Annotated in this window: 15 protein-coding genes; 12 read left to right on the top strand and 3 right to left on the bottom strand. The window is 66.9% G+C overall.

Going from position 1 to position 12,087, the window contains the following annotated elements:
• Positions 1–40 precede the first annotated feature (40 nt).
• Positions 41–811 (top strand): SIMPL domain-containing protein, encoded by a 771-nt coding sequence (locus V7Q48_RS08840; protein ID WP_333837602.1) that lies wholly within the window; start codon positions 41–43, stop codon positions 809–811.
• Positions 812–835: 24 nt separating this feature from the next.
• Complete coding sequence (locus V7Q48_RS08835) at positions 836–1,480, top strand: phosphoribosylanthranilate isomerase (protein WP_333837601.1); 645 nt, start codon at positions 836–838, stop codon at positions 1,478–1,480.
• 69 nt (positions 1,481–1,549) lie between these two features.
• Here the strand turns inward: V7Q48_RS08835 and V7Q48_RS08830 are convergent, their stop codons facing one another.
• A complete protein-coding gene (locus V7Q48_RS08830; RefSeq protein ID WP_333837600.1) occupies positions 1,550–2,008 on the bottom strand; it encodes an outer membrane protein in 459 nt (152 codons plus the stop codon).
• Positions 2,009–2,412: 404 nt separating this feature from the next.
• On the opposite strand from V7Q48_RS08830, the gene trpB reads away from it, so the two are divergent.
• The 5 genes from trpB to V7Q48_RS08805 are packed head-to-tail and all read left to right on the top strand — an operon-like array spanning position 2,413 to position 7,080.
• On the top strand, positions 2,413–3,627 hold the full coding sequence (gene trpB / locus V7Q48_RS08825; RefSeq protein ID WP_333837599.1) for a tryptophan synthase subunit beta: 1,215 nt from the start codon (positions 2,413–2,415) through the stop codon (positions 3,625–3,627).
• Between the two features lie 52 nt (positions 3,628–3,679).
• Positions 3,680–4,069, top strand: coding sequence for an endonuclease domain-containing protein (locus tag V7Q48_RS08820; RefSeq protein ID WP_333837596.1), 390 nt, complete (start codon positions 3,680–3,682; stop codon positions 4,067–4,069).
• Positions 4,069–4,869, top strand: a complete 801-nt coding sequence (gene trpA, locus V7Q48_RS08815; protein ID WP_333837667.1) for a tryptophan synthase subunit alpha — start codon at positions 4,069–4,071, stop codon at positions 4,867–4,869. Before V7Q48_RS08820 ends, trpA begins: the two co-directional genes overlap by 1 nt.
• On the top strand, positions 4,866–5,714 hold the full coding sequence (gene accD, locus V7Q48_RS08810; protein WP_333837593.1) for an acetyl-CoA carboxylase, carboxyltransferase subunit beta: 849 nt from the start codon (positions 4,866–4,868) through the stop codon (positions 5,712–5,714). The genes trpA and accD overlap by 4 nt, the downstream gene beginning before the upstream one ends.
• A gap of 43 nt (positions 5,715–5,757) precedes the next feature.
• Positions 5,758–7,080 carry a bifunctional folylpolyglutamate synthase/dihydrofolate synthase gene (locus V7Q48_RS08805; RefSeq protein WP_333837591.1) on the top strand — a complete coding sequence of 441 codons (1,323 nt, stop codon included), beginning with the start codon at positions 5,758–5,760 and terminating at the stop codon, positions 7,078–7,080.
• Between the two features lie 502 nt (positions 7,081–7,582).
• On the opposite strand, the gene eno is transcribed toward V7Q48_RS08805, so the two are convergent.
• On the bottom strand, positions 7,583–8,863 hold the full coding sequence (eno, locus tag V7Q48_RS08800) for a phosphopyruvate hydratase (protein ID WP_333837590.1): 1,281 nt from the start codon (positions 8,861–8,863) through the stop codon (positions 7,583–7,585).
• 262 nt (positions 8,864–9,125) lie between these two features.
• On the opposite strand from eno, the gene V7Q48_RS08795 reads away from it, so the two are divergent.
• From V7Q48_RS08795 to V7Q48_RS08775, 5 genes are all read left to right on the top strand, one after another.
• A complete protein-coding gene (locus V7Q48_RS08795) occupies positions 9,126–9,749 on the top strand; it encodes a hypothetical protein (RefSeq protein WP_333837588.1) in 624 nt (207 codons plus the stop codon).
• A gap of 57 nt (positions 9,750–9,806) precedes the next feature.
• Positions 9,807–10,229, top strand: a complete 423-nt coding sequence (locus V7Q48_RS08790; RefSeq protein WP_333837586.1) for a hypothetical protein — start codon at positions 9,807–9,809, stop codon at positions 10,227–10,229.
• On the top strand, positions 10,226–10,558 hold the full coding sequence (locus V7Q48_RS08785) for a hypothetical protein (RefSeq protein WP_333837585.1): 333 nt from the start codon (positions 10,226–10,228) through the stop codon (positions 10,556–10,558). Before V7Q48_RS08790 ends, V7Q48_RS08785 begins: the two co-directional genes overlap by 4 nt.
• On the top strand, positions 10,555–11,094 hold the full coding sequence (locus V7Q48_RS08780; RefSeq protein WP_333837583.1) for a hypothetical protein: 540 nt from the start codon (positions 10,555–10,557) through the stop codon (positions 11,092–11,094). The genes V7Q48_RS08785 and V7Q48_RS08780 overlap by 4 nt, the downstream gene beginning before the upstream one ends.
• 117 nt (positions 11,095–11,211) lie before the next feature.
• Entirely contained in the window at positions 11,212–11,433 is a 222-nt protein-coding gene (locus V7Q48_RS08775) for a DUF4170 domain-containing protein (protein ID WP_333837582.1), read from the top strand.
• Positions 11,434–11,506: 73 nt separating this feature from the next.
• Here V7Q48_RS08775 and greA read toward each other — a convergent pair whose 3' ends face one another.
• A complete protein-coding gene (gene greA / locus V7Q48_RS08770) occupies positions 11,507–11,983 on the bottom strand; it encodes a transcription elongation factor GreA (RefSeq protein ID WP_333837581.1) in 477 nt (158 codons plus the stop codon).
• Positions 11,984–12,087 lie beyond the last annotated feature (104 nt).

The following is a 12,087-nucleotide window of genomic DNA, read 5'->3' as shown; positions in this document are numbered from 1 at the left end:
CGTCCACACCGCGTGCCATCACCAAGGGAGACCATCACCGATGAAGCGTATTCTTCTTGCCGCCAGCGCCGCCGCCCTGCCGCTGGCCGCCCTTGCCCTTCCCGGCGCCGCCAGCGCGCAGTCGCTGCAGACCGCACCGGTTGTCGCCGCCGGGGATTCCGTGCTGACCGTTTCCGCCGAGGGGCGCAGCACGCGCGTTCCCGACCTGGCTGTGTTCACCGCCGGCGTCACCACCGAAGGCAAGACCGCCAGCGAGGCGCTGACCTCCAATGCCCGTCAGATGAACGCCACGCTCGCCGCGCTGAAGTCCACCGGCGTCGCCGCGCGCGACATCCAGACCAGCAACCTCTCGGTCAGCCCGGTCTATGGCCAGCCGCGCCGCCTGCCCGACGGCACCACCGAGGGCGACCCGGTGATCGTCGGCTATCGCGCGACCAACCAGGTCCAGGTCAAGCAGCGCGACCTCGCCCGCTACGGCCAGACGATCGACACGCTGGTCAAGGCCGGCGCGAACCAGGTCGATGGCCCGAGCTTCCAGCTCGACAAGGCCGACGCCGCGATGGACGAAGCGCGGGTCAACGCCGTGACCAAGGCCCGCGCCCGTGCCGAACTCTATGCCCGCGCGGCCGGCCTCAAGGTCGTGCGCGTGCTGACCATCTCGGAAGCCGGCGGTTATTCGGCCCAGCCGCCGATGCTCTATGCGCGCGCGGACAAGATGATGATGTCCTCGCCCGCACCGAGCCCGGTCGCAGCCGGCGAACTCGACCTCACCGCACAGGTCACCATCACCTTCGAGCTTGCACCGCTTTAAGCAAAACGCCACATGGCAGGGGCTATGCCAGCCCCTGCCATCAAGATCTGCGGGATCAGCACCGCCCCGACCCTCGACGCCGTTATCGCCGCGCGCGTCGACTATACGGGGCTGGTGTTTTTCCCGGCCTCTCCGCGCAACGTCACGATGACGCAGGCCGCCACGCTGGCGGCGCGCAACGATGGCCGCACCCGGCTCGTCGGCCTGTTTGTCGACGCGGACGACGCCACGATTGCCGCAGCCATGCAGGCGGCGCGGCTCGACGTCCTCCAGCTTCATGGCAAGGAAACGCCCGAGCGCGCTGCCCGCCTGCGCGCCCAATTCGGCGTTCCGGTGTGGAAGGCGCTCTCGGTCGCCTCTGCCGCCGACATTGCCGCCTCGGAACGCTATGCCGGGGCGGTGGACCTGCTGTTGTTCGACGCCAAGGCGCCCAAGGGCGCGGCGATGCCCGGCGGCCTCGGCCTGGTGTTCGACTGGTCCTTGCTTGCGGCCTATCGCGGCGCGACCGCCTGGGGGCTGGCCGGAGGGCTGTCCCCCGAAAACGTCGCCGATGCCGTCACCCGCACCGGCGCCGGGTTGGTCGATGTCTCGTCGGGCGTGGAAAGCGCGCCCGGAGTCAAGGACGAGGGCCGGATCGCCGCCTTCTGCCGCGCGGCCCGCGCCGGGTGATCATGAAAAACGGGCGGCGCCGCAGTGGCACCGCCCGTCGCGATCATCGGGTCTGCAAGGGCCGGGCGATCAGAACTTCACGCCCGCGCCCACGGTGACCGCATCGGCGTTGGGGAAGTTGTCGTCCGACATGTAGTGACGGTATTCCAGCTTGCCGTAGAACTTCATCAGGAACGACTTCTGGATGCCGCCGCCGACCTGCCAGGCGCCCGCGCAGCCGCTGCAGGGTTCGGTGGCATAGCCGCCGAGTGCATAGGCCTTGGTGCCGAGGAAGCCCGCGCCGAGGCGACCGACCACGCCGACCGAAACCTTGTTGGTGCTGCCGTTGAGGATCTTGTCGGCCGAAACTTCGGCGCCGGCGAAAGCCGGGCCCAGGTTGAAGTCGTAGCCCGCGGCGACGCCAGCCGTGGCGTCGGTCGTGCCGTGGTTCCAGATCACGCCGGTGTGCGCTTCGACACGGGTCTCATTGGCCATGGCCGGGGCTGCTGCCACCAGGCTGCCGGCAAGGGCGAGAAGAATGAGACGCATGATAAACCTCCTTGAATTGAGGCCACCGTATCGGGGCGGCCGTCGGCCCAGCGGTTAGGGGTCAAGGGCAGTCACGGACAAGTCTCAATCGAGCTTCACACGCCAAGACAATAGAACGCATGACAAAAATGCCACAGTTTCTGAATATCCAGAAAGCTTGTCAGCAAATATTTCGGTCGACTTACGAAACAATACTGGCTTGCAACAGACGAGAAAAGGCGGCCCCAGACCGAGACCGCCTTCACGACGTAGCGGTGCCCGGGTAGGATCGCCTTCCTTGCGCCACGATGAATGGCCGATCGATTTCGGTCCTGCCGCGCAGGTCGCGCGCATTGCAGCCATGCGGTGTGGCCCAAGGGGCACGAATCTGGACAAGCGCGGCGGGCTCTGCCAAGCGGCATGCCATGACTGTCCAGACCCCGAACAGCTTCCGCAACCAGCCCGACGACCGTGGCCACTTCGGCCAGTTCGGCGGCCGCTATGTCGCCGAAACGCTGATGCCGCTGATCCTCGATCTCGAGACCGAATACCGCAAGGCCAAGGCCGACGCGGCTTTCCAGGCCGAGTTCGACGACTTGCTGGAACACTATGTCGGTCGCCCGAGCCCGCTCTATTTCGCGCCACGACTGACCGAGGAATTGGGCGGCGCGCAAATCTGGTTCAAGCGCGACGAGCTCAACCACACCGGCGCGCACAAGATCAACAACTGCATCGGCCAGATCCTGCTGGCGATGCGCATGGGCAAGACCCGCATCATCGCCGAGACCGGCGCCGGCCAGCATGGCGTCGCGACCGCCACGGTCTGCGCGCGCTTCGGCCTGCCCTGCGTGGTCTACATGGGCGCGACCGACGTTGCGCGCCAGGCGCCCAACGTGTTCCGCATGAAGCTGCTCGGCGCCGAAGTCGTGCCGGTGACGGCGGGCGCGGGCACCCTGAAAGACGCGATGAACGAGGCGCTGCGCGACTGGGTCGCCAATGTCCACGACACCTTCTACATCATCGGCACGGCGGCCGGCCCGCACCCCTATCCCGAGCTGGTCCGCGATTTCCAGAGCGTGATCGGCCGCGAAGCGCGCGCGCAGATGCTGGCCCGCACCGGTCGCCTGCCCGACGTGCTCGTCGCCGCGATCGGTGGCGGATCGAACGCGATCGGCCTGTTCCACCCCTTCCTCGACGACGCCTCGGTCAAGATGCTCGGCGTCGAGGCTGCGGGCCACGGGCTCGACAAGGAACATGCCGCCTCGCTGGCGGGTGGACGCCCCGGCGTGCTCCACGGCAACAAGACCTACCTGCTGCAGGATGAGGACGGCCAGATCACCGAGGGCCACTCGATCAGCGCAGGCCTCGACTATCCCGGCATCGGCCCCGAACATGCCTGGCTGCGCGACATCGGCCGCGTAGAATACACCTCGGTGACTGACACCGAGGCGCTCGACGCGTTCCAGCTGCTCTGCCGCACCGAGGGCATCATCCCGGCGCTGGAGCCCGCCCATGCCATCGCCGCCGTGCGCAAGCTGGCGCCGACCATGGACAAGGACCAGATCATCCTCGCCAACCTGTGCGGACGCGGCGACAAGGACATCTTCTCGGTCGCCGAGCATCTTGGGGTGAAGCTCTGACGGGCAACAGCCCTCTCCCCTTCAGGGGAGAGGGTTGGGAGAGGGGCTCGACATGCGCGACCCGCGATTGACCGCCTATGCGCGCGACAATCGCAAGCACATGTCCGAACCCGAAACCCGGATGTGGCTTGCTTTGCGGGCCGGGCGCTTCGAGGGCGTCAAATTCCGGCGCCAGAAGGTCATTGGCCACTACATCGCCGATTTTGCCGCCAACGATCCCCGGATCGTCGTTGAGATCGACGGCGAAAGCCACGGTTCTACGGGCGAGGCGGACGCAATCCGCACGGTGGCTTTGCATCGGCTGGGTTATCACGTAGTGCGCTTTTCGAACGATGACGTGATGAAGAATATGGAAGGTGTTTTGATCATGCTTTCGCAGGCATTGGCAAAGGCGCGGACAGCCCCTCTCCCAACCCTCTCCCCTCAAGGGGAGAGGGCATGATGTCGCGCTTGGAAGCCGCCTTTGCCAAGGGCCACACCGCGCTCGTCTGCTTCGTCACCGGTGGTGATCCGACGCCCGAGGCGACGCCTGCCATTCTCGATGCGCTGGTCGAAGGCGGCGCCGATGTGATCGAGCTGGGCATGCCGTTCACCGATCCGATGGCCGATGGCCCGGCGATCCAGAACGCCAACCTGCGCGCACTTGCCGCTGGTACCAAGACCGCCGACATCCTGGCGATCGCCAAGGGTTTCCGCGCAAGGCACCCGCAAGTGCCGCTGGTGCTGATGGGCTACGCCAACCCGATGATCACCCGCGGCGCCGAATGGTTCGCGCAGGCCTGCGCCGATGCCGGCGTCGACGGCGTGATCTGCGTTGATATCCCGAGCGAGGAAGACCCCGAACTCGGCCCCGCGTTGCGCAGCCGTGGCATCGCGCCGATCCGGCTCGCCACGCCGACCACCGATGCCGCGCGCTTGCCCGCGGTGCTCGAGGGCTCGGGCGGGTTCCTCTACTATGTCTCCGTCGCCGGGATCACCGGCAAACAGTCCGCCGCTCTCGCCTCGATCGAGGCGGCAGTGGCGCGGATCAAGCAGACTGCCACGATTCCGGTGGCCGTGGGCTTCGGCGTGCGTACCCCCGAACAGGCTGGTGGCATTGCCGCCGTGGCCGACGGGGTCGTCGTCGGCTCGGCCCTGGTCGACCTCGTGGCGCAACATGGCGCCGATGCCGCCGGCCCCGTGCGTGAGTTGACCTCCGCGCTGAGCGCCGCCGTGCATGCCGCCCGAAAGGAAATCGCATGAGCTGGCTCAACCGCGTTCGCAACGCGCTCCCCTTCACGCCCAAGCGCGACACGCCCGACAACTTGTGGACCAAATGCCCTTCGTGCGGCGAGATGCTGTTCACCAAGGAGTACGAGGACAACCAGTCGGTCTGCCCGCGCTGTGACCATCACGGCCGCATCGGTGCCGACGCGCGCCTCAACCAGCTGATGGACGCAGGATTCGAGCTGCTTCCGGCCCCCAAGGTCAAGGAAGACCCGCTCAAGTTCCGCGACACCAAGAAGTATACCGACCGCATCAAGGCCGCGCGCGCCGCGAACCCGCACCCCGATGCGCTGACCACCGCGGTTGGCCGGATCGAGGGCAAGAAGGCCGTCGTCGGCGTTCAGGAATTCGCGTTCATGGGTGGCTCGATGGGCATGGCGGTGGGCAATGCCTTCATCGCCGGCACCGAGCGGGCGATCCGCGAAAAGGCGCCCTACATCATCGTCACCGCCGCCGGCGGTGCGCGCATGCAGGAGGGCATCCTCAGCCTGATGCAGATGCCGCGCTCGACCGTGGCGATCAGCCGTCTGCATGCCGCCGGCCTGCCCTACATCGTCGTGCTGACTGATCCGACCACCGGCGGCGTCACCGCCAGCTACGCGATGCTCGGCGATGTCCAGATCGCGGAGCCGGGTGCGCTCATCGGCTTTGCCGGCCAGCGCGTGATCCAGGACACGATCCGCGAGAAGCTGCCCGAAGGCTTCCAGCGTGCCGAGTATCTCCATGCCCACGGCATGATCGACATGGTCACCCATCGCCACCAGCTGCGCGCCACGCTAGCCGAGGTGATCGATTACCTGACGGCCGCCAGAGCCGCCTGACCGGCACAAGACCGGCGGAACGCACGCGGGGGGAGAGACGCGGGTGAAGGACTTCGCGATTTCGGAGAATGCGGCCGTGCAGGCCCAGCTTGACCGGCTGGGCGCGCTGTCTTTGCCGCAGGGGCGTCTCGGCCTCGATACGGTGCGCGAGCTGTGCCGCCGGCTGGGCGATCCGCAGAACCACCTTCCCCCCGTGTTTCATGTTGCCGGCACCAACGGCAAGGGTTCCACCTGCGCCTACCTTCGCGCCATGCTCGAGGCGCAAGGGCTCAAGGTCCACACCGCGACCAAGCCGCACCTGGTGCGCTACAACGAGCGCATCCGCCTGGCCGGCACGCTGATCGACGACGCGCTGCTCGCCGAATTGCTGGAGACCGCACTCGATGCGGCCGGCAGCGATCTCGAGCCGAGCTTCTTCGAGGTTACCACCGCCGCGCTGTTTCTGGCCTTTGCGCGCGTGCCGGCGGACGCCTGCGTCATCGAGACCGGGCTGGGCGGCCGCCTCGATGCCACGAACATCCTCCCGACTGCCGCCGCCACCGGCGTCGCGACGCTGGGCCTCGATCACGAGGCTTTTCTGCTGACGGACGATCCGGGCCTGCCGGCTTCGGCGCAAGCCTCGCCGCTCGCGCGCATCGCCTTCGAAAAAGCCAGTATCGCCAAGCGCGGCGTCCCCCTGGTGACGATGCGCTATGCCGACCCGATCGCCGCGACCGTGGCCGAGACTGCCGCCAGTCATGGCGCGCCGGTGTTCGCACGTGGCAGCGCGTGGGAGATGACCGTGGCGGAGGCAATCGCGTATCGCGATGCGCAAGGATCGCTGGACCTGCCACTGCCGGCGCTGGCCGGGATGCACCAGGCGGAGAACGCGGCCCTGGCGGTCGCAATGCTGCGGCACCAGAGCGTCGTCGCTGTATCGCCCGAGGCCATGGCGCGCGGCATTGCCGCCACGCGCTGGCCGGCGCGCCTGCAGCGTCTTGGCGATGGGCCGCTGACCGCGCTCGTCCCGGGGCGGACCGTCTGGCTCGATGGTGGGCATAACCCCGATGCGGGCCTTGCCATCGCGCGTCATCTCGCCGCCCAACCGCCCGTCCACGTCATCATCGGCATGCTGGCGAACAAGGATCCCGGCGCCATCCTCGCGCCGCTGGGGGGGCATGCGCTGTCGATCTCGGTGGTGCCGGCACCGGGTCACGACGCCCACCGGCCAGAGGACTTCGCCGCCCACAGCGCGCTGCCGGTGCGCAGCTTCGACAACGTTGCAGGCGCCCTCGCCGCCCTTTCGGCAGGCGGCGACGTGCTGATCGTCGGATCGCTCTATCTGGCCGGCGACGTCTTGCGGCGCAATGGCGAGATTCCGGACTAGGGTACGCGGCCGAAGTTCTCGAGATACAGCTGGACCCCGGGTCAAGCCCGGGGTGACGGGGTGCGCCTATCTGACCATATCCTCGTCACCCCGGGCTTGACCCGGGGTCCAGCTTTCTTGTTACGCCTACTCAGTTGCAGGCGCGCTCGCCGCGCTGCCGGCAGGCGGAGACGTGCTGATTGTCGGGTCGCTCTATCTGGCCGGCGACGTCTTGCGCCGCAATGGCGAGATTCCGGACCAGGGTACTACTGCGGTAGGGCTCTGGAGATACAGCTGGACCCCGGGTCAAGCCCGGGGTGACGGTAGAAATGTAAATCTATCAGTTCGTCACCCCGGACTTGATCCGGGGTCCAGCTTTCTTGTGAGGCCTACCCCCATCTGTAAGCCTCGCAGGTCCGACTGCCCGCAGCAAAAACGAAACGGCACGCCCGGTCATCCCAGGCGTGCCGTTTTACGAAAGCGACCGCGCGGAGAGGCTACCCTCCCCGCGCAGCAAACAGTGTCAGAGGCGGCCGAAGCAGCCAGCGCCGGCGAAGTGTGCGGCCTGGCCCAGCTCTTCCTCGATGCGGATCAGCTGGTTGTACTTGGCGAGCCGGTCCGAACGCGCGAGCGAGCCGGTCTTGATCTGGCCGCAGTTGGTGGCAACCGCGAGGTCGGCAATCGTCGCGTCCTCGGTCTCGCCCGAACGGTGGCTCATCACGGCGGTGTAGCCGTTGCGCTGGGCGATGCTGACCGCCTCGAGCGTTTCGGTCAGCGTGCCGATCTGGTTGACCTTGACCAGCAGCGAGTTGGCCAGGCCCTTGCCGATGCCCATCTGCAGGCGCTTCGGGTTGGTCACGAACAGGTCGTCACCGACCAGCTGGACGCGCTTGCCGACCTTGGAGGTCAGTGCGGCCCAGCCCTCGAAGTCGTCTTCGCCCATGCCGTCCTCGATCGACTTGATCGGATAGGCATCGCACAGCGCGGCGAGGTAGTCGGCCATGGCTTCGGGACTGAGCGAGAGGCCCTCGCCGCTGATCTCGTACTTGCCATTGCGGAAGAACTCGGTGGCGGCACAGTCGAGCGCGAGCACCATGTCTTCGCCCGGTTTGAACCCGGCCTTCTCGATCGAGGCCATGATGAAGTCGAGTGCGTCGCGCGTGCTGGCAAGGTTGGGCGCGAAGCCGCCTTCGTCGCCCACCGCCGTCGCCAGGCCCTTTTCCGACAGGCCCTTCTTGAGGGTGTGGAACACTTCCGAGCCCCAGCGCACCGCTTCGGCCAGCGTCGGCGCACCGACGGGCATGATCATGAATTCCTGGAAGTCGATCGGGTTGTCGGCATGTTCGCCGCCGTTGATGATGTTCATCATCGGCACGGGCAGGACATGCGCCGAGACACCGCCGACATAGGCGTAGAGCGGCAGGCCGCGCGCGTCGGCTGCGGCCTTGGCCACCGCGAGCGAGGTACCGAGGATGGCGTTGGCGCCGATCCGGCTCTTGTTCTCGGTGCCGTCGAGGGCGATCATCGTATGGTCGATGTCGCGCTGGTCTTCGGCGTCGAGGCCAAGGATGGCGTCGGCGATCTCGTCATTGACGGCCTCGACCGCCTTGGTCACGCCCTTGCCCATGTAGCGGCTTTTGTCGCCGTCGCGCAGTTCGACGGCTTCGTGTGCGCCGGTCGATGCGCCCGAGGGCACGGCGGCGCGGCCGAACGAACCATCGTCGAGGAGAACGTCGACTTCGACGGTGGGGTTGCCCCGGCTGTCGAGGATTTCGCGGGCGTGGATATCGATGATCGCGGTCATGATCGGCTTCCTCCTGGCTTGCGGCAGCAGGGCCGACACGGCCCGCCACGCGCAGCGAACGACGGCGCAAGTTTCACTGGACAGCGCCTGCCTGCCGCGCTCCTATCGAGTGGAACCTTGGCAAGCAAGCCGCGTTGGCTTGCAGGATGGCGTAGAACGGCAAATATGCCGCAGTGCAACACCTGCTCCGCCTGCACATCGCCTTGCCCGCCATGGCATACGATTGTGGCATACGAATTTGTCGAAAGAGAAAGGGATTCTCATGGCCGACACCGCACCCGAAACCAACGGCACCACCGCCGCCATGAAGGACGCGGGCAACGACCTGGTCGATGCCGGCACCAAGGCGACCGAAGCAGTCGACGCCAAGACCACCGACCTCGCCGCCACGGCGCGTGATCTGGCCGACAAGGCCAAGACCCGCTTCGCCCAGGCCGTCGAGGATGCCAAGGCCGGCGCCGAAACGCTGAAGGCCGAAGCCGCCGAAAAGGGCCAGGCCTACAAGGACAAGGCCACCGACACCGCTGCCGAGTGGAGCGACGAGGCCAAGGCCATGGCCGCACAGGCCCGTGACAAGGGCATCGAACTCGCGCACGAAGGCAAGGCCCGCGCCAGCGACGCGCTGACCGCCGTCGGCAACGCGATCTCCGGCTCGGCCGGCATGATCGATGAAAAGCTGGGCGTGAAGTATGGCGACTATGCCCGTGCTGCCGGACAGAGCGTGACTGAAACTGCCGACACCCTCAACGTCAAGAACTTCGAGGAACTCGGCGAGGACTTGAAGTCGTTCGTGCGCAAGAGCCCCGCGACCGCCCTCGGCATCGCGGCTGTGACAGGCTACGTGCTCGCTCGCCTGTTCCGGGGCAGCGACAGCAAGGATGCCTGATCAAGGGCAGCCCCGTCCGGGGTTCGAACGACGTTGCGGGACGGAAGGGGCTGACGCATGACGGAACAGGACGCTTACCGGGCGGCCGAGGATGATCCGGCGAAGGCCGAAACCAACGGCTCGCTCGGCGCCCGGCTGGAGGCGATCCTGCGCCATGGCGAAGACCTCGTCATGGCCGAGATCGCCTACCAGAAGGCACGGGTCGGCTTTGGATGGAGCCGTGGCAAGCGCGTCGTAGCGTTTCTCGCGCTTGCAGCAGCTTTCGGCGGCCTCACCCTGGTGGCGCTGGTGGTGGGCCTGCTCATCGCCCTTGCTCCCCTGATCACCGCCTGGGGCGCCCTGGCCGTCGTTGGGTTGGGCTTGGCCCTGCTCAGCTTCCTCTGTTTCCGGTCCGCCGTCACCGCGTTCCGGCAGGCCCGCTCGGTCGTCGTCGGTGAAGGCCCGGATCGGGCGGTCGTGGCACGGGAGGGCGCTGAATGAGTGCCGAACATGATCTGCTCGCCGCAGCACAGACCCGCGCCGATGCCTGGCAAGGCTTGCGCGACCAGTTGTCCGGACTGAAGTCGGATCTGGTCTCAAGGCCCCTGGGCATTCGCTTCCGCGATCGCGTCGTTCACGAAATGGTCGATGCGGTCGATGGCGCTGGCGGCGTCATCCGCGAGACTGGCCCTGCAATCGGCATCACGATCGGCCTGCTCGCCGTATGGTCGCTGCGCGAACCGCTGGGCGAGTTCGCCGACTGGATTTGGACGCAGCGCCCGCGCTGGATGCGCCCGCGCCGCAAGCGTTTTGGAGATTTCTGGCAATGACCGATACCATTCACGACGCCGCACACGACACGCTCCCCGAAGTGAGCGATGCGATCCACGACACCGAGGCCACCATCGGCGAGCGCGCTGCGTCGGCGGCCGGCGCTGCGCGGGACAAGGCGGTCAGCCTTGGCACCACGGCGCGCGATCTCGTCGAGCAGCATCCGCTGGCAGCGCTGGCCGGCGGCATCGCGCTGGGCGTGGTGCTCGGCGGTCTGGCGACACGTCGCCGCCCTGCCCCCACCATCGTCGACCGGATCGACCACAGCAACCTGGGTCGCAAGGCCAGTGCGCTGGCAGCCATGGCCGCCGAACTTGCGGTCAGCTATGCCGGCAAGGCGGCAGAGGCCGGGCGCGAAGCCTCGCACGACATCAAGGATGCCGGCAGCGAGGCCGGAAGCAAGATCGTCGAGGGCGCGGGTGAAGCCCGCCGCAAGGCCGGCGACCTCGCAGACTTTGCGGCATCGTTCGCACGCAACGCCGCCGAGGCTGCGCTGGCCCGCGCCCACGACATCGCGACGAAAGTGAGGCGCTGATCCGGCAACGCGAAGGGACCATTGCGCTTATTGCATCTGCAACCAAGCGCAATGGTCTTGCGCAAAGGCTGGCAGTTTGCCATCGGCTGTGGCTCATCCTTTCCAGGAAGCGCCACTATGCCTAAACTTCACCTCGTCATGGGTGGCCGGGTCAAGGACCCGCAGACCCTCGATTTCGTCGATCTCAACGCCATCGACCTCGTCGGTGTCTACGACAACTATGCCGCTGCCGAGGAAGCGTGGCGCGCCGCTGCGCAGCGCACGGTCGACGACGCGGAAATGCGCTACGTGGTCGTTCACCTGCACAAGCTGCTGGACCCGGCCCAGGCCGAAGCCTGAGACGTCCCCGCAAACGAAAAAGGCCCCGAAAGCATTGCGCTTCCGGGGCCTTTTTCGTGCGTTCTGCCGTCGATCAGATGAATTCGATCTTCTGCACGAGGTAGAACTTGTCGCCCGACGGAACGGTGACTTCGACTTCCTCGTCGACCTTGCGGCCGATCAGCGCGCGGCCGAGCGGCGAGCTGTAGCTGATCCGCCCACGCTTGGCGTCGGCCTCGGCCTGCCCCACGATCTGGTAGCGGATCGGCTTCTCATCTTCGTCGAGCAGCGTGACGGTCGCCCCGAACACGATGCGGTCGCCCGACAGCGTGGTCGGGTCGATGATGTGCGCGCGGCTGATCTTGTCCTCGAGATCCGCGATCGTCGCCTCGACCTGGCCCTGGCGTTCCTTGGCCGCATGATATTCGGCGTTCTCGGAAAGGTCGCCGTGCGCGCGCGCTTCCTCGATGGCGTCGACGATCTTGGGACGCTCCTCGCGCAGCAGCTTGAGCTCGCCGGTCAGCTTTTCGTAGCCTTCCTGGAGCATCGGCAGCTTTTCGACACTGGCCATCCGTATTCCTTCTCTTTCAATCCCTGCCCTATGCGGGTTCACGGGAAAATCGTTCCCCTGCCGGGCTGACGCCAGCCCGGCACGATGCGCCTGCAGTGTGTTGG

The sequence above is a fragment of the Novosphingobium sp. genome (assembly GCF_036803765.1).
Lineage (GTDB): Bacteria > Pseudomonadota > Alphaproteobacteria > Sphingomonadales > Sphingomonadaceae > Novosphingobium.
This window is presented reverse-complemented; position numbering and strand designations above follow the sequence as displayed.